The organism is Sphaerisporangium sp. NPDC049457 (genome assembly GCF_055586705.1).
Genome location: NZ_JBVJHR010000009.1, coordinates 147181 through 169820, shown reverse-complemented (window position 1 = coordinate 169820; position 22640 = coordinate 147181). Strand labels below are relative to the sequence as shown.

21 protein-coding genes are annotated in these 22640 nt (G+C 72.6%); 14 read left to right on the top strand and 7 right to left on the bottom strand.

Features of this window, described 5'->3' with window-relative positions:
• Nucleotides 1-3 precede the first annotated feature (3 nt).
• The gene (locus ACZ6QO_RS16215) at nucleotides 4-1761 is read left to right on the top strand and encodes a DEAD/DEAH box helicase (protein ID WP_465851378.1); all 1758 of its coding nucleotides are present in this window, start codon (nucleotides 4-6) and stop codon (nucleotides 1759-1761) included.
• A gap of 320 nt (nucleotides 1762-2081) precedes the next feature.
• Here ACZ6QO_RS16215 and ACZ6QO_RS16210 read toward each other — a convergent pair whose 3' ends face one another.
• Together ACZ6QO_RS16210 and ACZ6QO_RS16205 are read right to left on the bottom strand one after the other, a co-directional pair.
• On the bottom strand, nucleotides 2082-2657 hold the full coding sequence (locus ACZ6QO_RS16210; protein WP_465851376.1) for an isochorismatase family protein: 576 nt from the start codon (nucleotides 2655-2657) through the stop codon (nucleotides 2082-2084).
• 82 nt (nucleotides 2658-2739) lie between these two features.
• The gene (locus ACZ6QO_RS16205; protein ID WP_465851614.1) at nucleotides 2740-4029 is read right to left on the bottom strand and encodes a nicotinate phosphoribosyltransferase; all 1290 of its coding nucleotides are present in this window, start codon (nucleotides 4027-4029) and stop codon (nucleotides 2740-2742) included.
• A gap of 45 nt (nucleotides 4030-4074) precedes the next feature.
• Here ACZ6QO_RS16205 and clpS point away from each other — a divergent pair, with 45 nt between their 5' ends.
• The 5 genes from clpS to ACZ6QO_RS16180 all read left to right on the top strand — a co-directional run bounded on the left by clpS (nucleotide 4075) and on the right by ACZ6QO_RS16180 (nucleotide 6766).
• Nucleotides 4075-4365, top strand: a complete 291-nt coding sequence (gene clpS, locus ACZ6QO_RS16200) for an ATP-dependent Clp protease adapter ClpS (protein ID WP_344949572.1) — start codon at nucleotides 4075-4077, stop codon at nucleotides 4363-4365.
• A complete protein-coding gene (locus tag ACZ6QO_RS16195; protein WP_465851373.1) occupies nucleotides 4362-4889 on the top strand; it encodes a DUF2017 domain-containing protein in 528 nt (175 codons plus the stop codon). Before clpS ends, ACZ6QO_RS16195 begins: the two co-directional genes overlap by 4 nt.
• Before the next feature lie 9 nt (nucleotides 4890-4898).
• Entirely contained in the window at nucleotides 4899-5309 is a 411-nt protein-coding gene (locus tag ACZ6QO_RS16190) for a M67 family metallopeptidase (protein ID WP_465851372.1), read from the top strand.
• Nucleotides 5310-5537: 228 nt separating this feature from the next.
• Nucleotides 5538-5816 (top strand): MoaD/ThiS family protein, encoded by a 279-nt coding sequence (locus ACZ6QO_RS16185; RefSeq protein WP_465851371.1) that lies wholly within the window; start codon nucleotides 5538-5540, stop codon nucleotides 5814-5816.
• Nucleotides 5817-5818: 2 nt separating this feature from the next.
• Nucleotides 5819-6766, top strand: a complete 948-nt coding sequence (locus tag ACZ6QO_RS16180; protein WP_465851369.1) for a PLP-dependent cysteine synthase family protein — start codon at nucleotides 5819-5821, stop codon at nucleotides 6764-6766.
• A gap of 136 nt (nucleotides 6767-6902) precedes the next feature.
• Here ACZ6QO_RS16180 and ACZ6QO_RS16175 read toward each other — a convergent pair whose 3' ends face one another.
• A complete protein-coding gene (locus ACZ6QO_RS16175; RefSeq protein ID WP_465851368.1) occupies nucleotides 6903-8660 on the bottom strand; it encodes a DUF3352 domain-containing protein in 1758 nt (585 codons plus the stop codon).
• 223 nt (nucleotides 8661-8883) lie between these two features.
• On the opposite strand from ACZ6QO_RS16175, the gene ACZ6QO_RS16170 reads away from it, so the two are divergent.
• The 8 genes from ACZ6QO_RS16170 (at nucleotide 8884) to ACZ6QO_RS16135 (ending at nucleotide 16819) form a co-directional block, all read left to right on the top strand.
• Nucleotides 8884-9675 (top strand): thioesterase family protein, encoded by a 792-nt coding sequence (locus ACZ6QO_RS16170; RefSeq protein ID WP_465851367.1) that lies wholly within the window; start codon nucleotides 8884-8886, stop codon nucleotides 9673-9675.
• Nucleotides 9676-9824: 149 nt separating this feature from the next.
• A complete protein-coding gene (gene murI, locus ACZ6QO_RS16165) occupies nucleotides 9825-10676 on the top strand; it encodes a glutamate racemase (RefSeq protein ID WP_465851612.1) in 852 nt (283 codons plus the stop codon).
• Nucleotides 10677-10830: 154 nt separating this feature from the next.
• Nucleotides 10831-11583 carry an MBL fold metallo-hydrolase gene (locus tag ACZ6QO_RS16160; protein ID WP_465851365.1) on the top strand — a complete coding sequence of 251 codons (753 nt, stop codon included), beginning with the start codon at nucleotides 10831-10833 and terminating at the stop codon, nucleotides 11581-11583.
• A gap of 4 nt (nucleotides 11584-11587) precedes the next feature.
• Nucleotides 11588-12304: a ribonuclease PH gene (gene rph / locus ACZ6QO_RS16155; RefSeq protein WP_465851363.1), complete on the top strand. Its 717-nt coding sequence runs from the start codon at nucleotides 11588-11590 to the stop codon at nucleotides 12302-12304.
• Nucleotides 12305-12389: 85 nt separating this feature from the next.
• Nucleotides 12390-13013: an RdgB/HAM1 family non-canonical purine NTP pyrophosphatase gene (gene rdgB / locus ACZ6QO_RS16150; protein WP_465851361.1), complete on the top strand. Its 624-nt coding sequence runs from the start codon at nucleotides 12390-12392 to the stop codon at nucleotides 13011-13013.
• A 47-nt stretch (nucleotides 13014-13060) separates the two neighbouring features.
• Nucleotides 13061-14845 (top strand): molybdopterin-dependent oxidoreductase, encoded by a 1785-nt coding sequence (locus tag ACZ6QO_RS16145; RefSeq protein ID WP_465851360.1) that lies wholly within the window; start codon nucleotides 13061-13063, stop codon nucleotides 14843-14845.
• A gap of 211 nt (nucleotides 14846-15056) precedes the next feature.
• Nucleotides 15057-16538, top strand: a complete 1482-nt coding sequence (locus tag ACZ6QO_RS16140) for a toxin glutamine deamidase domain-containing protein (protein WP_465851358.1) — start codon at nucleotides 15057-15059, stop codon at nucleotides 16536-16538.
• Entirely contained in the window at nucleotides 16535-16819 is a 285-nt protein-coding gene (locus ACZ6QO_RS16135) for a hypothetical protein (RefSeq protein WP_465851356.1), read from the top strand. The genes ACZ6QO_RS16140 and ACZ6QO_RS16135 overlap by 4 nt, the downstream gene beginning before the upstream one ends.
• 107 nt (nucleotides 16820-16926) lie before the next feature.
• Here ACZ6QO_RS16135 and ACZ6QO_RS16130 read toward each other — a convergent pair whose 3' ends face one another.
• The 4 genes from ACZ6QO_RS16130 to ACZ6QO_RS16115 form a co-directional block, all read right to left on the bottom strand.
• Nucleotides 16927-19473, bottom strand: a complete 2547-nt coding sequence (locus ACZ6QO_RS16130) for an ABC transporter permease (RefSeq protein WP_465851355.1) — start codon at nucleotides 19471-19473, stop codon at nucleotides 16927-16929.
• A gap of 1 nt (nucleotide 19474) precedes the next feature.
• On the bottom strand, nucleotides 19475-20236 hold the full coding sequence (locus tag ACZ6QO_RS16125; RefSeq protein WP_465851353.1) for an ABC transporter ATP-binding protein: 762 nt from the start codon (nucleotides 20234-20236) through the stop codon (nucleotides 19475-19477).
• Between the two features lie 215 nt (nucleotides 20237-20451).
• Nucleotides 20452-21144 carry a response regulator gene (locus tag ACZ6QO_RS16120; protein WP_465851351.1) on the bottom strand — a complete coding sequence of 231 codons (693 nt, stop codon included), beginning with the start codon at nucleotides 21142-21144 and terminating at the stop codon, nucleotides 20452-20454.
• Entirely contained in the window at nucleotides 21141-22322 is a 1182-nt protein-coding gene (locus ACZ6QO_RS16115) for a sensor histidine kinase (protein ID WP_465851350.1), read from the bottom strand. Before ACZ6QO_RS16115 ends, ACZ6QO_RS16120 begins: the two co-directional genes overlap by 4 nt.
• Between the last annotated feature and the right edge of the window lie 318 nt (nucleotides 22323-22640).

The following is a 22640-nucleotide window of genomic DNA, read 5'->3' as shown; positions in this document are numbered from 1 at the left end:
GGCGTGAGCTCGTTCTCCGCGTCTCATCTGTCACCTTCCTATCCCGACCGTGCGGCGTGGGGCACCGCGCCCAAGCTGCGCGCCTGGCAGCAGGAGGCGTTCGACCTCTACTTCCGGCGCGAGCCGCGCGACTTCCTGACCGTCGCCACCCCCGGCGCGGGCAAGACGACGTACGCGCTGCGCATCGCCGGTGAGCTGCTGAGCCGGGGCGTCGTCCGGGCGGTGACCATCGTCTGCCCCACCGAGCACCTCAAGCGCCAGTGGGCGGACGCCGCGGGCCGCGTCGGCATCGCCATCGACCCCGAGTTCAAGAACAGCCAGGGCGCCACCTCCCGCGACTACACCGGCGTCGCGATCACCTACGCCCAGGTGTCGATGCATCCCGCGCTCCACCGGGCCCGCACCGAGGCCCGCAGGACGCTGGTGATCTTCGACGAGATCCACCACGCGGGCGACGCCAAGTCCTGGGGCGACGGCGTCCGTGAGGCGTTCGAGCCGGCCGCGCGGCGGCTCGCCCTCACCGGCACCCCGTTCCGGTCCGACACCAACCCCATCCCGTTCGTCACCTACGCCGAGGACGGCGACGGGGTGCGGCGCAGCGTCTCCGACTACTCCTATGGCTACGGCCCGGCGCTCGCCGACGGCGTCGTCCGCCCGGTGATCTTCTTGGCGTACGCCGGTGAGATGCGCTGGCGCACCCGCGCCGGCGACGAGATCACCGCCACGCTCGGCACACCGCTCACCAAAGACCAGCTCGGCCAGGCGTGGCGGGCCGCCCTCGACCCCAAGGGCGACTGGATCCGCCAGGTCCTGCGCGCCGCCGACAAGCGGCTCACCGAGGTCCGCAGGCACGTGGCCGACGCCGGCGCCATGGTGATCGCCACCGACCACGAGACGGCCCGCGCCTACGCTCGGCACCTGCGCGCGATCACCGGCCAGGGCGCGACGGTCGTGCTGTCGGACGACCCCGGCGCCTCAGACAAGATCAAGCAGTTCAGCGCCTCAGAAGAGCGCTGGCTGGTCGCCGTCCGCATGGTCTCCGAGGGCGTCGACATCCCGCGCCTGGCCGTCGGGGTGTACGCCACCAGCGTCTCGACGCCGCTGTTCTTCGCCCAGGCGGTGGGGCGCTTCGTGCGCGCGCGCAGGCGCGGCGAGACCGCCTCGGTGTTCCTGCCCTCGGTGCCCACTCTCATGGGCCTGGCGGGCGAGATGGAGACCGAGCGCGACCACGTCCTCGACCGCAAGCTCCCCGAGGAGGGGCTGGACGACTTCCTGGTCGACGAAGCCCGCCAGAAGAAGGACAGTCCGGACGTCGTCGGCGACGAGCTGCCGTTCGAGACCGTCGAGGCGTCGGCGACCTTCGACCGCGTGCTGTTCGACGGCGGCGAGTTCGGCACCCCGGCCGAGACCGGCTCTCCCGAGGAGGAGGACTTCCTGGGCCTGCCGGGGCTGCTGGAGCCCGACCAGGTGGCGGTGCTGCTGCGCAAGCACCAGGCCGACCAGCAGGCGGCCCGGCGGCGCAAGGCCACCCCGGCCCCGGCCCCGGTGTCGCTCGCCCCGCACGAAGAGATCGCGGCCCTGCGCAAAGAGCTCAACGGCCTGGTGGGCGCGTGGAACCACCGCACCGGCCAGCCGCACGGCGTCATCCACGCCGAGCTGCGCAGGGCCTGCGGCGGCCCGGCCATCGCCCAGGCGTCCGCCGATCAGATCCGCGCGCGCATCGACACCATCCGCAAGTGGGCCACCCAGCGCTCCCGCTAGCACGCCGTCCACGCACGTACGCCGGGCCGGCCCCCGTACGGCGGCGCCGAATTCGCCGCCCTACGACTCGCCGACCCGGCGCCGGTCACATCCAGCACCCACCGGATGGAGAACGGCGCGCGCCCCGGCGGAGGAGTGGTCACCGCCGTAGAGGTCGAGGTGCTCGCCGTCCCCTTCCGGCGCCCACCGGGTGGTGGACCGTGCCTTGGTGGAGGTCGGTGGTCATCGCCGTAGAGGTCGAGGTGCTCGCCGGTCAGGTCCGGCGGCCATCGGGTGGGGGAGCGGCGTCCGGTGAAGGCTTGTGGTCGCCGCGTCAGGGGTCAGGTGGGCTTGATGATGGGGGTGCCGGTGAGTTCGATGCCGGTGGAGGCGAGTTCGGTCAGGGCGGCCTCGGTGGTGGCCGGGGCCACGCCGGCGGTCAGGTCGAGTAGCACGCGCACGGTGAAGTCGTTCCTGGCGGCGTCGAGGGCGGTGGCGCGCACGCAGTGGTCGGTGGCGATGCCGACCACGTCCACCCGCTCGACCCCGCGCGCCGCCAGCCACTCGCCCAGGCTCGTGCCCTCGCCGCTCGCCCCCTCGAAGCCGCTGTAGGCCGCGCTGTGCCTGCCCTTGCTGAACACCTCTTCGACGGCGGAGGTGTCCAGTGCGGGGTGGAAGTCGGCGCCGGCCGTGCCCACGACGCAGTGGGCGGGCCAGGTGCGCACGTAGTCGGGATGGTCGGCGAAGTGGTCGCCGGGGTCGACGTGGTAGTCGCGGGTCGCCACGACGTGGTCGTAGCCGCCCGCGGCGGCGTGCGGTCCGATGGCCGCGGCGACCTCGGCGCCGCCGCCCACCGCGAGGCTGCCGCCCTCGCAGAAGTCGTTCTGCACATCGACGATGACGAGCGCGGTCTTCATGGCCGGTCTCCCTTGCTGTGCGGAGGTCTGATCGTCACCGGCCGGGCCGGGCCGGGAGCGGATCGGGGGAAGGGCGTCGGGGTCAGGAGAAGACGGTGGGGATGACGGGGTCGCCCTGGGAGAGCTGGTGGGCCGGGACGGGCAGCTCGGCGACGGAGGCGCGGTGACGGTCGCGGGCGGCGGCGAGCGGCTCGCGGCCGACGATCTCGCCGCCGCGCACCAGCGTGTGCAGCAACGGGCGCGCTCCCGGCGGGGCGGGGTCGCCGTCGGTGGCGGTGGTGACCAGCTCGGCGGCCGCCACGCCGTCCTCCACGGCGCGGTATGCCTCCTTGCGGCCGCCCCTGCTCGGCTTGCCGACCGACTTCTTGGCCACCGGCCGCAGGACGCCTTCGCCGTCCTCGCGGGCGACGAGCTTGTAGACCATGGCCGCCGTGGGCGCGCCGGACCCGGTGACGACCGAGGTGCCGACGCCGTACCCGTCGACGGGGGCGGCGGCGAGCGCGGCGATGGCGTACTCGTCAAGGTCGCTGGTGACGACGATGCGGGTCTTGGTGGCGCCGAGCGCGTCGAGCGACTGGCGCACCTCGCGGGCGGCCACAGCGAGGTCGCCGGAGTCGATGCGCACCGCGCCGAGCTCGGGGCCGGCCACCTCCACCGCCGTGCGCACGGCCTTGGCGACGTCGTAGGTGTCGACCAGCAGCGTGGTGCCGCGCCCCAGGGACTCGATCTGGGCCTGGAAGGCGTCGTACTCGCTGTCGTGCAGCAGCGTGAAGGCGTGCGCGCTGGTGCCGGCCGTCGGCACGCCGTACACGCTGCCGGCCATCAGGTTGGAGGTGGAGGAGAAGCCCGCGACGTAGGCGGCTCGCGCCGCGGCGACCGCCGCCAGCTCGTGCGTGCGGCGCGAGCCCATCTCGATGATCGGGCGCGTCCCGGCCGCGTGCACCATGCGGGACGCCGCGGACGCGACGGCGGAGTCGTGGTTCAGTATCGACAGGACCAGGGTCTCCAGCAGGACCGCCTCGGCGAACGTGCCGTCCACCACCATGATCGGCGAGCCGGGGAAGTAGCACTCGCCCTCCCGGTAGCCGTACACGTCGCCGGAGAAGCGGTAGGAGGCGAGGAAGTCCAGCGTGCGGTCGTTGACCACGCGGTGCTCGCGCAGGAACGCCAGCTCGGCGTCGCCGAACCGGAACTCCGCGAGGGCGTCCAGCACCCGCCCGGTGCCCGCGACCACCCCGTACCTGCGGCCGTGCGGCAGGTGACGGGCGAAGACCTCGAACACGGCCCGGTGGTGCGCCGCCCCGCCGTCCAACGCCGCCTGGAGCATTGTCAGCTCATAGTGATCGGTGAGCAACGCGCTGCTCATGGCCATCTTCACAAGTCGAAGACTACGACCGGGGTAGGGCAGGATGGGAACGTGGGTAGCACCGCTCCAGCCGAGGTCGAGCGTCCGTCGACGGACGTCCGCCCCGATCTTCCGTGGCTGACGATCGTGTGGAACGACCCGGTCAACCTCATGTCTTACGTGACATATGTCCTGCAAACGGTCTTTGGTTACCCAAAGGCCAAGGCCGAGAAGCTCATGCTCGACGTGCACCACAAGGGCAAGGCCGTCGTGGCCAGCGGCACCCGTGAGGAGATGGAACGCGACGTGCAGATTCTGCACTCCTACGGCTTGTGGGCCACCGTCCAGAGAGACTCGGCGTGAGCACCGGTTTCAGCGCCACGCGCGACGGCGGGGTGACGATCCTGCTGGACGCGGGGGAGGCCTCGATCCTGCGCTCGCTGGTGTCGCAGGTGCTCGGCCTGGTGGAGCCTGGGGCGACCGGGGACGACCCGCTCGAACGCGCGCTCGGCATCGGCTCGGCCAAGGCCCCCTCCGACCCGGTGCTGGCCCGGCTGTTCCCCTCGGCCTACGCCGACGACGACGAGGCGGCGGCCGAGTTCCGCCGTTACACCGAGGCCACCTTGCGCGAGGGCAAGCGGGCCGACGCCGAGGTGCTGCTCGAGACCGCCGAGCAGGGCAGGGTCCAGCTGACCGCCGAGCAGGCGCAGGCGTGGCTGCGCGCGCTCAACGACGTGCGGCTCGCGCTCGGGGTGCGCCTGGAGGTCACCGAGGAGGTCCACGACGAGCTGGCCGAGATGACCGAGGACGATCCGCGCTACCCGGCGTACGTGACCTACGACTGGCTCACCTACCTCCAGGACACGCTGGTCCGCGCCCTTTGGTAACTTCCAGGCATGCTCACGATCTCACGGGAACTGGTCGACAAGATCATCGCCCACGCCTGGGCCGATCACCCGGACGAGGCCTGCGGGGTGATCGCCGGTCCCGCGGGCTCCGACCGGCCTGAGCGCTTCATCCCCATGGAGAACGCCGAGCGCTCGCCGACGTTCTACCGCTTCGACTCGATGGAGCAGTTCCGGGTGTGGCGCGAGATGGACGACAGGGACGAGGAGCCGGTGGTCGTCTACCACTCGCACACCTCAACCGAGGCGTATCCGTCGCGCACGGACATCAGCTACGCCTCCGAGCCGAACGCCCACTATGTGCTGGTCTCCACGGCCGATCCGGACAACGTGCAGTTCCGCTCGTTCCGCGTGCTCGACGGAGTCGTCACCGAGGAACAGGTAGAAATCGTCCCCTCGTGAGCGCCGCTGGGAAAGCTGTAGAGTTGAGAACATGCTGACGATTGACCCGGTATCACCGCGCGCCGGTGTGCGCCCTGGGCACTCGTCCCCTGTGCAGAACCATCTTTTCGCGCACACTCCCTTCACCGTCGTCTACGACTGTTCCTGAACGTAGGAATCCCAGCCCCTCCCCGCGTGTTCGCACACGTCGGGTGACCGTGACGACCACTGACCAAGGAGACAAACGCGATGGCCATCGAGGTTCGCATTCCGACCATTCTCCGCACCTACACCGACGGGGCCAAGTCGGTGAGCGCCGCGGGTGCGACTCTCTCCGACCTGATCGGCGACCTCGAGTCGCGGCACCCGGGGCTCAGGGAGCGCATCGTCGACGACTCCGGCCTGCGCCGGTTCGTCAACGTCTACCTCAACGACGAGGACGTGCGCTTCCTCGGCGGCCTGGACACCCCGGTCGCCGACGGCGACACCGTGACCGTGCTGCCCGCGGTGGCCGGGGGCATGCGCTAGTCATGCGCTTCGACTCGCTGATCGACTCGGTGGGGAACACCCCTCTGGTGGGGCTGCCGAGCCTGTCCCCGTCCGCGGACGTGCGCGTCTGGGCCAAGCTGGAGGACCGCAACCCGACCGGGTCGATCAAGGACCGTCCCGCGCTGTGGATGATCGAGCAGGCCGAGAAGGAGGGCCTGCTCACCCCCGGCTGCACCATCCTTGAGCCCACCTCCGGCAACACCGGCATCTCGCTGGCGATGTCGGCCAGGCTCAAGGGCTACAAGCTGATCTGCGTGATGCCCGAGAACACCTCCGAGGAGCGCCGCCAGCTGCTGCGCATGTGGGGCGCCGAGATCATCTCCTCGCCGGCGGCGGGCGGCTCCAACGAGGCGGTGCGGGTGGCCAAGGGGCTCGCCGCCGAGAACCCGTTCTGGGTCATGCTCTACCAGTACGGCAACCCGGCCAACTGGCGGTCCCACTATGAGTCGACGGGCCCCGAGATCCTGCGGGACCTTCCCTCGATCACCCACTTCGTCGCGGGCCTCGGCACCACGGGCACGCTGATGGGCGTCGGCCGCTACCTGCGCGAGCACGTGCCCGGCGTGCAGATCGTGGCCGCCGAGCCGCGGTACGGCGAGCTCGTGTACGGCCTGCGCAACGTAGACGAGGGGTTCATCCCCGAGATCTACGACGCCGAGGTGCTGACCACGCGCTTCTCGGTGACGTCGGCGGACGCGCTGCGCCGCACGCGCGAGCTGCTCGGCGCCGAGGGCATCTTCGCCGGCATCTCCACCGGTTGCGCCCTGCACGCGGCGCTCGGCATGGCCGCCAAGGCGGTCAAGGCCGGGCAGCGCGCCGACATCGCCTTCGTCGTGGCCGACGGCGGCTGGAAATACCTGTCCACCGGCGCCTACGAGGGCACGATCGACGAGGCGGAGGACCGCCTGGAAGGCCAGCTCTGGGCCTGAGCCGCCTCGCTCGGCACCGGCGTACGGATGCGTTACGGATGCGGGCCTCCTCTCCGTGGAGAGGAGGCCCGCACCTGTATCCCGTCCCGTCGGCTGTTCTCGCCTTATGCCGTCCCGGCCCTCGTCGGTGGCACGATCAGTTGAACAGCACTCGCAGGCTGTAGGAGGTGACGTCGCCGGACGGCCTCGCGCTCAGGCCGATCGCGCGCAGCGCCTTGGCGTTGGCCCGCTCCTCGCCCTGAAGGCCGCTCAGGTAGTACTTCTCGATCTTGTCGAGGTCGACGTAGAACGCGGCCGTCGCGGAGTCCGCGTCCGGGATCGCGGTGGTGAAGGTCTCGCTGTCGCCGAGCGTGCCGTCCTTGGCCAGCTCGTCCGCGTACTGCTGGGAGCTGGCGACGGTCAGCCGCCCGTCGGACGCCACTTTGTCCAGTTGCGGCGCCGCCGTCCCGGAGTCCGCGACGAACTTCTCGATCTTGGCGACGATCTCCTGCGCCTTGGCGGGGTCGGTGGACAGGATCGCGCCGGCGTTCGGCAGTTCGCCGCCGAGGCCGCGCTCGTCGAGCGCCACGGTGATGTTCCGCCCCAGCAGGGTCACCAGGTCCTCGGGCAGGGAGACGCCGTAGGACGCCCGCGCCTGCTCGACGAAGTCGGAGAACGACCGGCCGCCCGACGTGCCGTCGGCCGCCGCGGTGATCCGCGGCCACTGCTCGGCCAGCAGGTCGCCCAGGCCCGACACCGACAGCGCGCCCACGGTCGTGGCGGGCAGCCGCGACAGCCCCGCACCGCCGGCGCCGGAGGCGGCCCGCACGGCCCCGCCGCGCGAGATGCCGGTCAGCTCGGCGTACGCGCCGTCGAAGCGCAGTGCCCCCGCGAACCGCGCGTCCTTGACCATGTCCAGCGTGCCGGCGTCGGCGGACGAGGCCGCGCCGGCGGCCTGCGCCGCCTTGGCGATCTTCCCGGCGTCGCCCCAGAACGACAGCACTCCTGGTTCCCCCAGAGCCTTGAGGTCGGCGGCGAAGCCGGCGTCGGACGACAGCGGCTCGGCCTTGGCGTAGGCGTCGGCCTCCGCCTGCGTCTCGGCGAGGATCGCGTAGTCGTCACGGAACGCCAGGCCCTTCAGCTCGCCGTCCGCGTCCAGCTTGCGCACCCCCGCGCGCGCCTGATCCTGGTCGGTCACCTGGACGGCCGCGACCACGCGCGGCGTGCTCGACCCGGCCTTGGGCGCCAGGACGCCGAGCCCGACGCGGTCGCCGAGCCACGGCGCGACATCGCGGGCGTAGTCGACCTTGGCCAGGCCGGAGTCGCCCTGGCGCAGCAGTTCGAACAGCGCCTTGCGGGGGTCGTCGCCGGTGAACGCGCCGCGCGTGGCGGAGAACTTGCGGGCGAGCTGGAACAGCGCCACCTTCTGGTTGGCGGCGGGGTCGAGGTCGAGCCGCACGTAGGCCATGGTGCCGGAGGGCAGGACGTCCTCCGGCTGGGCGCCTCCGCCGCTGAGCAGGGTCATGGCGTACACGCCGCCGCCGCCGACCAGGGCCACGACCACGGCCGCCACGATCGCCACCAGCCAGCCCCGCCCCCGCTTGCGGGCCGGCGGACCGGGCGTGCCGATCTGCACCTGCTGCTGCCAGGAGGGCTGTCCGGCGTACTGCTGCTCGGCGTACTGCTGTCCGGCGTACGGCTGCCCGGCGTAGGGCTGGCCGGCGTAGGGCTGGCCGGAGTACGGCTGTGCGCCTGCTGGCTGTCCGGCGTAAGGCTGTCCGGCGGAGGGCGGCGCGGCGTGCGTGTAGGGCTGGGTGCCCTGCCCGGAGGCCTGGCCGGATGAAGGGTGCCGGTAGGACACGGTCCGGTCGGGGTCCTGGCTGAACGGATACGGGGGGAGGGGTTGGCCTGCCATGGCTCCGCTTTCGATGGCTAGAGGGGATTGACCCGGCTGGGAAGGGATCCGCCGTGAGGCTAGATCACCTCGGTAGCGAAGCACTTGCAGGCCGCTTTCCGTCCCGCTTGCAAGGCCGTCCCGTTCGCAATGCCGCTCCGGCGGGCGGTGGCGCGCCGGCGTAGGTATGGTGTTGGGGCTAGAACGAAATTCGGTTCGTTTCGCGGAGCGAGGCAAGGCGCAGATGACCAAGTTCGACGAGGCGACGCAGGCGATCAGGGTCGACGAGAACACCTACGACGTCTGCCTCGACTCCGGCTACGCGATCAGCGGGCCGCTCAACGGCGGGTACCTCATGGCCGTGGTGCTGAGGGCCGTCGTCGACGCCTCGCCCTACGACCACCCGGTCTCCACCGCCGCGCAGTTCCTGCGCGCGCCGAGCCCCGGGCCGGCCCGCGTCCGGCTGGAGCGGCTCAAGACCGGCAGGACCGCCGCGATGACCAGGGCGACCCTGATCCAGGACGACACCTCCTACATCGAGACGCTGGTGACGACGGCCACGCTCGGCGACGGACCGAGCGAGTGGATCGGCGAGCCGGCGGTCGCCATGCCGCCCGTCGAAGAGTGCGTCGAGCTGCCGCTCCCCAAGGCCGAGTCGAACATGACGTTCAACGCCCAGATAGAGACCCGTTTCGACCCGCCGACCGTCGGCTGGCTCACCGGTTCGCCGAGCGGGCGGCCGGAGTCCCGGGCGTACTTCCGCATGGCCGAGCCGCAGGATCCCGACCCGTTCGTCCTGGCGATGGCGGTGGACGCGCTGCCGCCCGTCGTCTTCTCGGCGGGCGCGAGAGGCTGGGCGCCGACGGTCGAGCTGACCTGGCACCTCAGGGCGCTGCCCGCCCCCGGCTGGCTGAAGATCTTCGGCCACGGCCGGCTGATCAGGGACGGATGGTTCGACGAGGACGTGGAGGTCTGGGACTCCGAGGGCAACCTGGTCGCCCAGTCGCGTCAGCTCGCCCGGCTGGGCCGTGGCTGAGCGGCCCGGGCGCCGCGCGGCCTTCCGCGGACTGCCCGGTCAGGGATTACTCCGATGTGAGCATTCTTACCAAGAGCGATTGTGCATGGTCCCTTAATGTTGAGATCATGGTGGATATCGGGAGCGTCGCCCACGCGCCATGGGTCAGCATGATCGACGCCGTGGAAGAGCGGCACGGCCCGGCGATCGGCATCTTCGACAGCGGCGTGGGCGGTCTCACGGTCGCGCGGGCGATCATCGACCAGCTCCCGAACGAGTCGATCCTGTACGTCGCCGACACCGCGCGCCAGCCGTACGGGCCCAAGCGCATCGCCGAAGTGCGCGCCTACGCCCTTGAGGTCATGGACCACCTCGTCGAGCACGACGTCAAGATGCTGGTGATCGCCTGCAACAGCGCCAGCGCCGCCGTGCTGCGCGACGCCCGCGAGCGGTACGACGTCCCGGTGGTGGAGGTCATCCTGCCCGCGGCGCGGCGGGCCGTCCGCGCCACCAAGAACGGCCGGGTCGGCGTGATCGCCACTCGCGCGACGATCGAGTCCATGGCCTACCACGACGCGTTCGCGGCGGCGCCCGACGTCCGGCTGACCGGCGTGGCGGCCCCGCGGTTCGTGGAGTTCGTCGAGCGGGGGGAGACGATGAGCGACGAGCTCATCGAGGTCGCCCGCGAGTACCTCCAGCCGGTGATCGACGAGGGTTGTGACACGCTGATCCTCGGCTGCACCCACTACCCGCTGCTGACCGGGGCGATCTCCTACGTGGTCGGCAACGGCGTCACGCTGGTGTCCAGCGCCGACGAGACGGCCAAGGACGTCTTCCGCGTCCTGCACGACCGCGGTCTCGCCGCGCAGGGCGTGACGCCCCGTCACAGGTTCCGCGCGACGGGCGACGGCACCCTGTTCGCGCACCTGGGGCGGCGGTTCCTCGGACCCGAGATCGGCGCCGTCGAGCTCGCGCCGATGGGCGGCATCTCAGGTGACGAGGCGCTCACCGCGCCGAACTAGAAGAACGCGCGCCTTCGCGGGGCGGATGCGCGTATGAACGGGTGAGGGCGAGAAGCCCTCACCCCGTGCTCGCCTGCCGCGAGCGCGACGAAAATACGCTGACCCCGGGTCGAGTCAGTGAGAGGGCGCGACCGCGCCGAGAAAGGAGGCCGCCGTGAAACTGACGATCGTGGGCTGTTCGGGGAGTTTTCCCGGGCCCGACAGTCCCGCGTCCTGTTACCTGCTGGAGGCCGAGGGTTTCCGCCTTCTCCTGGACTTCGGCAACGGCTCTCTGGGAGCCCTGCAACGGCACATCGGCCTGTACGACGTCGACGCCATCTGCCTGTCGCACCTGCACGCCGACCACTGCCTGGACCTGTGCTCCTACCACGTGGTGCGCACCTACTCGCCGCGCGGCCGGCTGCCGCGCGTCCCCGTCCACGCCCCGAAGGACGCCCCGCGCCGCCTCGGCGCCGCCTACGGGATGGACGACGAGCCGGGGCTGGAGACCGCGTTCGACTTCTCGGCGCTCACCCCAGGGACGTTCTCGGTGGGGCCGTTCGAGGTCACCGCCGCGCGGATGAACCACCCCGTCGAGACCTACGGCTTCCGCGTCTCCCACGGCGGCCACTCGGTGGCCTACTCCGCGGACACCGGCGAGTCCGGCGAACTGGTGAAGCTCGCCGCGGGGGCCGACGTGCTGCTGTGCGAGGCGTCCTTCCTCGACCGGCCGGGCAACCCCGCCGACCTCCACATGAGCGGCCGCCAGGCCGCCGAGCACGCCGCCCGCGCCGGCGCCGGGACGCTCGTGCTCACTCATCTCGTCCCCTGGAACGACCAGGAGCGGGTGCTGGAGGACGCCGCCCACGGAGGCTTCGAGGGCCGGGTGGAACTGGCGCGGAGCGGGGCCGTGTATGACCTAAGGTGAGCCCATGGCACGTGATGATGGACGCAGTCCCGACCAGCTCAGGCCGGTCACGATCACCCGCGACTGGCTCTCCCACGCCGAGGGTTCGGTCCTGGTGGAGTTCGGCGGCACCCGAGTGCTCTGCGCCGCCTCGGTGCAAGACAGCGTCCCCAGGTGGCGCAGGGGGAGCGGCCTTGGCTGGATCACCGCCGAGTACGCCATGCTGCCCCGTTCCACCAACACCCGCAGCGACCGCGAGTCGGTCCGCGGCAAGATCGGCGGCCGCACGCACGAGATCTCCCGGCTGATCGGCCGGTCGCTGCGCGCCTGCGTCGACTACAAGGCCCTGGGCGAGAACTCCGTCGTCCTCGACTGCGACGTGCTGCAGGCCGACGGCGGCACGCGCACGGCCGCCATCACCGGCGCGTACGTCGCCCTGGCCGACGCCATCGCCTGGATGCGCAAGCGCAAGATGTGCCCGGGCGACCCGCTGGTCGACTCCGTCGCCGCCGTCTCGGTCGGCATCGTCGGGGCCACCCCGCTGCTCGACCTGTGCTACACCGAGGACGTCGCCGCCGAGACCGACATGAACGTCGTCATGACCGGTTCGGGGGAGTTCGTCGAGGTGCAGGGCACCGCCGAGGGCATCCCGTTCGACCGGTCGACCCTCGACTCCCTGCTCGACCTGGCCGCCGCCGGCTGCGCCGAGCTGACCGTCCGCCAGCGCGAGGCCCTGTCGTGACCGCCCCGCTCCGGCGCCGGCGCGGCCGCTGCGCCGTCCCGGTTCGCGCGGTGGCGCATGGCCTGCCGGCCACGGGAGGCGCCGCATGAGCCAGGCGCGCAGAGTGGTCCTCGCCACCCGCAACGAAGGCAAGATCGTCGAGCTGCGGCGCATCCTGGCCGAGGCCGACCAGAAGATCGAGCTGGTCGGGCTCGAGGCCTTCCCCCACATCGGCGACGTCGCGGAGACCGGCCTCACCTTCGCCGAGAACGCCTTGCTCAAGGCGCACGCCGTCGCCTCGGCGAGCGGGCTGCCCGCCATCGCCGACGACTCCGGGCTGTGCGTGGACGCGCTCAACGGCATGCCCGGCATCTTCTCCGCCCGCTGGTCGGGCTCCCACGGTGACGACGCCGCCAACCTGCGGCTGCTGCTCGCCCAGGTGTCGGACGTGCCCGACGGCCGCAGGGGCGCGCACTTCGCCTGTGTGGCGGCGCTGGCGCTGCCCGACGGCGACGAGCGCATCGTCGAGGGCGCGCTCACCGGGGCGCTGATCCGCGCTCCGCGGGGGTCCAACGGGTTCGGGTACGACCCGATCTTCGTGCCCGAGGGCGAGAGCCGCACGACCGCCGAGATGTCCCCGGCCGAGAAGGACGCCGTCAGCCACCGGGGCCGCGCCTTCCGCGCCCTGGTGCCCGTCATGCGCGAGGTGCTCGCCGATAAGGCTCCGTAACCGGTGCGTAAGATCCAGGCGAGCGGTAGGGGCGTAGCGTTCGTCCTGTGAACGAACACCAGACGCGCCCGCGCGGGCACGCGTGGGCGGCGGCGCTCATCGGCCTGGTCGCGGGCGCGGTCGCCCTGGGCATCGGCCAGCTCGTCGCCGGGCTGGTCGACCCGAAGGCGTCCCCGGTGATCGCGGTCGGCGACGCCGCGGTCGACCGCACGCCGGCCGCGCTGAAAGAGTGGGCCATCCGCACCTTCGGCGCCAACGACAAGCTGGTGCTCATCTCCGGCATCGTCGTGGTGCTCGCCCTCATCGCCGTGGGCATCGGCCTGCTGGCCCGCGGCCGCATGAGCCTCGCTTCGGCCGGTCTGTTCGCCCTCGGGGTCGTCGGCGCGGCCGCCGCGGTGACGCGGCCCGACGGTGGCGTGCTCGACGTACTGCCGTCCGCGGTGGGAGCGGCCGCCGGGGTCTGGGCGCTGCGCATTCTGGCCCGCCGCGCCTGGCCGGCCCGCGAACCGGGTTACGCCTTCTACGACGACCGGCCGGCTCGCTCGGACGCCGTGCCCGCTCGCGTGGACGGCCGGCTCTCTCGCTCGGACGCCGCTCAGTCGCGAGAGGAGGACCGGCGGGACCTGCACCGGGGCGAGGACCCGCAGGATCCGCACCCGGCCGGAGACCCGCAAGACCTGCACCGGGGCCAGGTCCCGCGTCCCGCCTCCGCCGACGTCCGTGACGTCCCCGCCGTCATGCGGGCGACCGGGGAGGCGTCCGAGTTCGACCGGCGGGCACTGCTCGGCGGGGTCGCCGCCGGCGTCGTGGTCGCCGGGGCCGGCGGGCTGATCGGCCGCGCTCTCGGCGGGCGGCTGGACGTCTCCGCCGAACGCGCCCAGGTCACGCTGCCCAGGGCGACGGTGCCGGCCAAGCCGCTCCCCGCGGGAGTGGACCTCCGCCTTTCGGACCTGTCCCCCTTCACGACCCCCAACCGCGACTTCTACCGCGTCGACACCGCGCTGGTCGTCCCGCAGGTGGACCCGAAGACCTGGACGCTGAAGATCCACGGCATGGTGGACCGGCCGGTCGAGATCACCTTCGCCGACCTGCTCAAACGTCCGCTCATGGAGGCCGACGTCACGCTGACCTGCGTCTCCAACGACATCGGCGACCACTACGTGGGCAACGCGCGCTGGCTCGGCGCCCGCCTGGCCGACGTGCTGCGCGAGGCGGGCATCCGCTCCGGCGCCGACATGCTGCTGTCCACCTCCTCCGACGGCTGGACCAGCGGCACGCCGGTGGACATCGTGATGGACGGCCGCGACGCGCTGCTCGCCATCGCGATGAACGGCGAGGCGCTTCCCGTCTCGCACGGCTTCCCGGTCCGCCAGGTCGTCCCCGGGCTGTACGGCTACGTGTCGGCCACCAAGTGGATCACCGACATCAAGGTGACCCGTTACGACCAGGACGAGGCGTACTGGACGCCGCGCGGCTGGGCGCCCAAGGGCCCGATCAAGACCGGGTCCCGCATCGACCTGCCGCGCGGCGGCACCTCGATCCCCGCCGGCCGCACGCCCATCGCCGGGGTCGCCTGGGCGCAGCACCGGGGCGTGGACGCGGTCGAGGTCCGCGTCGACAAGGGCCCCTGGCGGCAGGCGCGGCTGGCGCAGGTCCCCGGCCCGGACACCTGGCGCCAGTGGGTCGTCGACGACTGGGACGCGACCCCGGGCGAGCACACCATCGCGGTGCGCGCCACGGACGCCGCCGGGCAGACCCAGACCTCCGACTACGCCCCGCCCGCCCCCGACGGCGCGACCGGCTGGCACTCCATCCTCGTCGTCGTCAAGTGAATCCGCGCGCCGCGTGTGGTTCCAGGTGAATGCCGGAATCGGCCCGCCGGGCCGCCGCCGCGCCCCTACGATCGGCCTCTGACCGGGTCGGTGCGAAATCTGGGGGAGCACAATGTCCGGAGTCGGTTACGGTGATCCGTCGCGCGCGGGGGCGTCGCGGCAGGGGTCGCCCCGCGCGCGGGGCGTCCCCGAGGTGGGGTACAACCCTGTGGTGACCTCTGACGGGGTGCGGTGGCGTGACTACGAGCTCGCGGCCGAGATCCCCGCCGAGGAGGACAACGGCAGGACGCGAGAGAAGGCCGCCACCCGGCGGGAAAGCCGCACGCCGGGGCCGGAGCACGCGTCGCTCAGGCAGCGGGACAGGCAGCAGGACGACACGTTCGGGCGCGACGGCGCCACGTTCATCCGTGGAGGCGCCACGCGCAGGACGGGAAACGGCGCACCCGAGCCGGACGCCTCCACGCTTGGGCCGGAAGGCATCGTGCTCACCCCTGACGGCTCCACGTTCACTGTGGAGAGCGGCGCGCCCGGCCGTGATTCCACGCTCGGGCTGGAGAGAGGCCTGCTGGGCCTGGGGGGCGCCGCGCTGGGGCTCGAGGCCGCCGGGCCGCGTGAGGAGGCCGGGGCGCCGGCGCTCCAGCGGCACGGCAGGGCTCCCTCGCCGGGGCAGATCCAGATCGCGGGCGTGACCCGCGGCCGGACGGGGGACACCCGCGCCCCTCTGGACACGAACGGCTTCCGATGGCGTCCGTGCGATACCGGGCGAGGCCGGGACAACGGCGACACCCACTGGCAGGACGGCTTCGGCCTCTCGCCGCGAGACGGCGTCCCTCCCACGCCACACGGTCCGGCACGCGGCCGGCACGCGTCTGTGCCGGGCCGGCAGGAGTCCTCGGCGGGCCCGCGTGTCCCGGTGTCCGTCGAGCCGGACCCCGTGGCGCCCGCCCGGCACGGGCTCGGAACAGGGTGGCCGGTGGCGGCCGGCCAGACGGACGGGTGCCCGGCGGGGCGGCGGTACGAGGGTCCCGGCGAGCCGGGCGACGACGCGGCCGCCGCGTGGCCGATGATCACGGGAGACTGGTTCGACGGTCCCGGACGGCCGCCCCGGCTCGACGTCTCCCGCCCGTACGGCACGCAGGGCGGGCTGGCGTGGCCCGACCCGCAGCTCCAGCGCGACCTGTGCCAGGCCCTGCCGGACGGCGCGCGTTTCCCTGACCCGCGCGGCACCTGGATCCGCCTGATCAACGGCGAGGGCCCCGCCGAGGACCCTTTCCGCGCGACCAACTCCCTCGACTGCGCGCTCGCGGTGATCTCCACCTGGCACGGCGAGCCGGTGGTGGCCGCGCCGCGGCAGCCCGAGTACGACCGCCTGGGCCGGCCCTCGCTCAGCGGCGAGCCCGGCGGCGTGGCCCGCGCCGAACGCTGGCTCGGGCACCGCTTCGAGTACGTCGGGCAGGGCCGGCGCGCCTACACCACCGTCGGGCAGCGGCTCCAGGCCGGCGGCCACGGCTCGGCGGCCGTGCTCATCACCCGCTGGCCGTCCGGCGGAAACCACGCGTGGAACGCCGTCAACGCCGCCGGCGAGGTGGTCTGGGTCGACGCCCAGCGCGGCCACACGTCCGTGGATCCGCCTCCGGGCCCGGTGACCGGCGTCTTCTGCGTCGCGCTCGACCGGCAGGGGCGGCGGCTGTGAGCGGGCGGCCGGTGACGGCCGAGCAGGCGCGGGTCCTGGTTGAGGAGTACTTCAACGGCCCGCTGCCCGCCGAGCGGGCGACGGAGGTCGGGCTCTTCGCCTTCGACGAGGGGTACGTCGCCTGGGCCAGGCCGCCGGAGCCGGAGGACCCGAGCGCGCTGCCCGCGACCCTGGGCGGCGGTTGCGTGGTGGTCGACCGCGTCACCGGCGAGCTCTCCATCCGTCCCCTGCTCACCCCCGAGGCCGTCGCCGAACAATGGTCGGCACGCCGTCCCCGCTAGTGACGTGACCGTGTGCCTCCGCGGGGTGTGCCTTCTCCCGTCCGTCCGATGGGGTCCTTCCAGCGGACGGACCGGCGGGGCGGGGGCCGGCGTGCCGGACTGCTCGGTCAGTCGGTGGCCAGGGAGCCGACGATGGAGGCGCGGGCGGCTTTGCGGGCCGGCAGGACCGCCGCGAGCACTCCCGCCGCGCCCGAGGCGACGACGAACAGCAGCACCTGGGTGACCGGGACGCGGAACAGGACGCTCCCCAGCAGGGAGCGGGAGGCGGCCCAGCCGTACGCGACGCCGAGCGCCGCGCCGACGACGGCCCCGATGAGGCCGAGGATCAGCGCCTCGACCGACAGCATGCGCCGCAGTTGCGGCCGGGTCAGCCCGAGGGCCCGCAGCAGCGCCGACTCCCGGGTCCGCTCGTGCACCGACAGGCTGAGGGTGTTGGCGATGCCCAGCAGCGAGATGATGATCGCCAGGCCAAGCAGCCCTGTGATGACCATGAGGACCATGTCGAGCGTCTCGTCGAACTGGCTCCTGGCCTCGGTGGCGCTGAGCACCTTCGCCGTCGGGTACGGGGCGGTCGCGGCCTCGACGGCGCGCCGGGAGACGTCGGCGGCCACGCCGTCCTTGGCGTTGACGATCACCCGGCTGTCGCCGAGCGCGCCGAAGTAGCGGTCGAACTCGCCGTCGGGCACGGTGATGGACGGCAGCGGCGTCGACTCCCCGTCGAACACCCCGAGCACCTTCAGCCGCACGGTGCCGGCCTTGGGCGTCGTGACGCTGATCGAGCCGCCCGGACCCGTGCCCAGGCGCTCGGCGACGTCGTCGGCGATCACCGCCGATCCCGGCGCGAAGTCCCGCATGGAGCCCTTGCTGAGTGCCACCCGGTACGGGCCGCTGAACGTGCCGACGTCGCCGTGGCGGTCGTCGCCGACGCGGGCCTGCGCCTGCCGGAACGCCACGGTGGAGGCCAGTTCCGGCCGCTCGCGCAGGGCGGCGGCGATGGCGCGCGGCAGCGCCGCGTCCCCCTCCGAGGTGGAGGCGAACTGCGGGGTGATCATGTAGTCGACGGGGAACTGCTCGTCGAGCTTGGCCGTGTACGTCGCCCGCGTGGTCGCGGTGATGACCGAGATGAGCGTCATCAGCGTCACGCCGATGGTCAGCGCGACCGTCGTGGTGGCCGAGCGCTTCGGGTTGCGGTGGGAGTTGTCCAGGGCGAGCCGGCCGGGGACGCCGAACAGCTTGGCGGGCACCCAGCCCGTGAGCGCGCTGAGCGGCCCGACCATCACCGGGCCGAGCACCAGCACGCCGAGGAAGGTCAGCACGCCGCCGCCCATGACGATGTACAGGCCCTGCGGCCCGGCGGCGGAGATGACGCCGATGGCGGTGACCCCGGCGCCGCCCAGCAGGAGGAGCGCGGCGAGCACCACGCGCAGGACGCCGGCCCGGAAGGCGTGCTCCTCGGCCTGGGCGCGCAGCGCCGCGACCGGGGCGACCTTGGTGGCCGTCCGCGCGGGCAGCAGCGCCGCCGCGACCGTCACGACCAGGCCGACGGCGAGCGCGAGGACGATGGTGCGGGGGGCGAGCGCGACCCCGCTTCCGGGCGTGTCCCGGCCGAGCGTCCTGAGCAGGGCGAGCGCGCCCGCGCCGAGCCCGAGCCCGGTGAGCAGGCCGAGGGCCGACGACAGCAGCCCCACCACCGCCGACTCCAGCAGGATGGACGCGAAGACCTGCCGGCGCGTCGCCCCGATGCAGCGCAGCAGCGCCATCTCCCTGGTGCGCTGAGCGACCAGGATGTTGAAGGTGTTGTAGATGACCAGGGCGGCCACGAACATCGCGACCAGGCCGAACATCAGCAGCGCCGCGCCGATCGTGTCGAGGTTGGCGCCGCTGCTCTTGGAGAGCTCCTGGGCCAGTTCGTGGCCGGTGTGGACGCGCAGGCCGCGGCCGGCGAGCGCGGCCGCGACCTCGTCCTTGAGCCGTTCGGGGGTGACGCCGGGCGCCGCGACGGCGTCGATCTCGACGAAGCCCTTCTCGCCGGTCATCGTGTGCGCGGTCGCCGGAGTGAAGCCCACCGCGCCCGTGACGGCGAGCCGCTGGTCGACTCCGACGTCGAACAGCCCGACCAGGCGGAAGGCGTGCGGCCGGCCGTCGGCGCCGAGCACCCTGACGGTGTCGCCCACGGCGAACTCACGGGTCTTGGCGGTGTTCTCGTCGAGAACGGCCTGGTCGGGGGCGGCCGGCGCGCTGCCGGAGGTGATCTCGGTGCGGTTGAGCCTGCCGGTGGCGACCGAGACGCCGATGGTGGCGAAGTCACCGACGGCCTTGCCGTCCTTGCCGAGCAGCGCGGCGTCGCCCTGGACCAGCCCCTGGGTCTCGGCCACGCCGGTCACGCCCTTGACGGCGGCCAGGTCGCCGGCCGTCAGCCGCGGCCGTGTCTCGGTGGGGGTCTCCGTGGGGGGCTCCGTGCGGCTCGCCGGCGGGAGCACCGCCACGTCCACCTTGTCCGCCGAGGCGGCGATGCGCTGCGACAGACCCGACTGGATGCTGTCGGTCAGCACGAACGTCCCGGCGATGAAGCCCACCCCGAGCGTGATCGCGAGCGAGGTGAGCAGAAGCCGGAGCTTGTGCGACAGCAACCCGGCCATGGTGGTGCGGAACACCTCAGCCCTCCAGCTTCATCAGCGTGTCGAGCACGTTCTGCGGCGAGGGGTGCGCCAGTTCGGTCACCAGCGCGCCGTCGCGCAGGAAGACCACCCGGTCGGCGTAGGAGGCGGCGACGGGATCGTGGGTGACCATGACGATGGTCTGGCCCAGCTCGCGTACGGAGGTGCGCAGGAAGGACAGCACCTCGGCTCCGCTGCGCGAGTCGAGGTTGCCGGTCGGCTCGTCGGCGAAGATGACGTGGGGCCTGCTGATCAGCGCCCGGGCGACCGCGACGCGCTGCTGCTGCCCGCCCGACAGTTGGCTCGGCCGGTGCCCCAGCCGGTCGGCGAGCCCGACCGTGCGGATCACCGCGTCGAACAGCGCGGGGTCGGCCTGGCGGCCGGCGATGTCCAGCGGCAGGCGGATGTTCTGCTCGGCGGTGAGCGTCGGCAGCAGGTTGAACGCCTGGAAGATGAACCCCACGCTCTCGCGCCGCAACAGCGTGAGCCGCTTGTCGCTCAGCCGGGTGATGTCGTCCTCGCCGATGGTCACCCGGCCGTCGGTCACGGTGTCCAGACCGGCCAGGCAGTGCATCAGGGTGGACTTGCCGGAGCCGGACGGGCCCATGATCGCGGTGAAGGCTCCGGTCTCGAAGCGGACGTCCACGCCGCGCAGCGCGTGGACGGCCGCGTCCCCGTGGCCGTAGACCTTCGTCACGCCGCTGGCGACGACCGCGGCGGGCGCGGTCCGCAGGGCGGCTTCCTCTCCGGTGACGGTCACATCTGGCTCCTCAAGCGGTAGGCGTCTGAGCTGCGGAAGGATCCGCGAGATCAACGCTATGGCCGCCGATGTCGCCATTCATGACCCGTGGGAAGGGACTTCAAGTAGGTCTGCAGGGGCGGCGCCACGGGCGGATGCGACCGCTGAGGTACCCGCCCCTCCCCCTTTCGGCCGACCCGACTCCGCGGGTGGTGGGACGCCGGCTTCGCGGGGGATCAGCGGTCGGTGGGCTTGGTGAGGGGGGTGATCAGGCCGGTCTCGTAGGCGTACACCGCCGCCTGCGTGCGGTCGCGCACACCCAGCTTGGCCAGCACCCGGCCGAGGTGGGTCTTGACCGTGGCCTCGGCCAGGGTGAGCCGCCGCGCGATCTCGGCGTTGGACAGCCCCCGCCCGACCAGCACGAGCACCTCGCGCTCGCGGGCGGTGAGCTGCCCCAGCGCCTCGGGCTCGGGCGCCGCCGCGCCGGGCAGGTGGGCGGTGAAGCGCTCCAGCAGCCTCCTGGTCGTGCTGGGCGCCACCACCGCGTCCCCCGCGTGCACCGAGTGGATGGCGCTGAGCAGGTCGGACGGCGGCACGTCCTTCAGCAGGAACCCCGAAGCGCCGGCCTTGAGCGCGGCGAAGGCGTATTCGTCCAGGTCGAACGTGGTGAGGATGAGCACCTTGGGCGCGTCGGGCAGGGCGCGGACGAGCCGGGTCGCCTCCACGCCGTCCACGCGGGGCATGCGCACGTCCATCAGCACGACGTCGGCGCTCACCTGGCGCAGCAGCTCGACCGCGGCGGCGCCGTCGGCGGCCTCTCCGACGATCTCGATGTCCGGCTGGGCGCCGAGGACCATGCGGAAGCCGGCGCGGACGAGCTGCTGGTCGTCCACCAGCACCACCCTGATCTGCTCGCCGGGGGTGTTCACGCGGCCCGGGCCACGGGGAGTCGTACGGTCACCTGGAACCCTCCTCCGGGACAGGGGGACGCGTGCACGCTGCCGTCGTACATCGCGACCCGCTCGCGCATGCCGATGAGCCCGTGCCCGTCGATGCTCCACGGCGCGGCCGCGCCCCGCCCGTCATCGGTCACCCGCAACCGGATCTCTCGCGGGCCGTACTCCATCTCGACGCGGGCGCGCACGGCCGGCCCGCCGTGTTTGAGGGTGTTGGTCAGGGCTTCCTGGACGATGCGGTAGATCGCGAGCTGGACGCCCTCGGGCAGGTCGCGGGCCGGGCCGGCGACCGTGTAGTCCACCGGCAGGCCGGACTGCCGGATGTGGGAGAGGAGCCCGTCCAGGTCGGCGACGCCGGGCTGCGGCGCGTACTCCTCCTCGCCGGCGTCGTCCTGCCGGAGCACGCCGACCAGGCGGCGCATCTCGGCCAGGGCCTGCCGTCCGGTGCTGGAGATCGTGCGCATGGCCCGCCGGGCCTGTTCGAGGTCGCCGTCGATGGCGTACCCGGCCCCGTCCGCCTGAACGATCATGACGCTCACGTTGTGCGCCACCACGTCGTGCAGCTCGCGGGCGATGCGCGCCCGTTCGGCGGCGGTGGCGATGCGGGCCTGCTGGTCGCGTTCGCGCTCGGCGCGCTCGGCCCGTTCCTCCAGACCCTCCAGGTACCGCCGCCGGGTGCTGGAATAGACGCCGGCGATCCAGGTGGCGACCATGAACACAGAGCCGGACGCCAGGACGAACGGGGTCACCGTGCCGTAGCGCAGCAGCAGCAGGACGATGCCCAGTTCGACGATCGCGCCCGCCGCGACCGACCAGGGCAGCGCGCGGCTGGACGCGACGCCGTACAGGGCCACCAGGACGGCGACGTCGGCCGGCAGCGGCTGGATGGAGGCCAGCCACTGGAAGAAGCAGATGAGCGCGATGACCGCGAACGCGTGCACGGGGTGGGTGCGGCGCCAGAACAGCGGCGTGATCAGCGCCGCCGACATCGCGAGGTACCCAGGCGGGCCGATCGCGAGCGAGCCCGGCGGGTGGGGTCCTTCGGCGATGTTGCCGGTCGCGGTCAGGCACAGCAACAGGAGCGGGGCCAGGAACAGGGCGTCGACCAGCCTGCCGTTGCCGGAACCCCACGCGCGCACTCTGCCGAACACGTGTCCAACCCTACGTTCGCGCAGTTCACCGCCCTTCCGCCTGGAGAGGGATCTGAACCTACGACCCAGGTCGTACAGGCCGGATGGCTTACACCGGTCTTACGGGGCATACGGAATAGTTCTTATTGGGAGCACCCCTTGAGGGTGAGTAAAGGGAGAAGTGATGTCGGGTACCAAGACGACGGGTCGCGTGGCCGGGGGGACGGCCACGCGACCCCGAGGACCCTCAACCTTCTCTCCTTCCCCCAGTTGCCCACCTCTGTCCCGCGGGTTTCCGCCGGAAGAGGCCCCCCCCCCCACTTGGGGGGGGCCTCCTTT

What these genes read in the sequence shown, in the direction of transcription:
- ACZ6QO_RS16210 (WP_465851376.1), bottom strand. Translation starts at nt 2,657, where the DNA reads ATGAAGACCGCGCTCGTCATCGTCGATGTGCAGAACGACTTCTGCGAG.
- ACZ6QO_RS16205 (WP_465851614.1), bottom strand. Translation starts at nt 4,029, where the DNA reads ATGGCCATGAGCAGCGCGTTGCTCACCGATCACTATGAGCTGACAATG.
- ACZ6QO_RS16190 (WP_465851372.1), top strand. Translation starts at nt 4,899, where the DNA reads ATGCTCACGATCTCACGGGAACTGGTCGACAAGATCATCGCCCACGCC.
- ACZ6QO_RS16185 (WP_465851371.1), top strand. Translation starts at nt 5,538, where the DNA reads ATGGCCATCGAGGTTCGCATTCCGACCATTCTCCGCACCTACACCGAC.
- ACZ6QO_RS16180 (WP_465851369.1), top strand. Translation starts at nt 5,819, where the DNA reads ATGCGCTTCGACTCGCTGATCGACTCGGTGGGGAACACCCCTCTGGTG.
- ACZ6QO_RS16175 (WP_465851368.1), bottom strand. Translation starts at nt 8,660, where the DNA reads ATGGCAGGCCAACCCCTCCCCCCGTATCCGTTCAGCCAGGACCCCGAC.
- ACZ6QO_RS16170 (WP_465851367.1), top strand. Translation starts at nt 8,884, where the DNA reads ATGACCAAGTTCGACGAGGCGACGCAGGCGATCAGGGTCGACGAGAAC.
- murI (WP_465851612.1), top strand. Translation starts at nt 9,825, where the DNA reads ATGATCGACGCCGTGGAAGAGCGGCACGGCCCGGCGATCGGCATCTTC.
- rph (WP_465851363.1), top strand. Translation starts at nt 11,588, where the DNA reads ATGGCACGTGATGATGGACGCAGTCCCGACCAGCTCAGGCCGGTCACG.
- rdgB (WP_465851361.1), top strand. Translation starts at nt 12,390, where the DNA reads ATGAGCCAGGCGCGCAGAGTGGTCCTCGCCACCCGCAACGAAGGCAAG.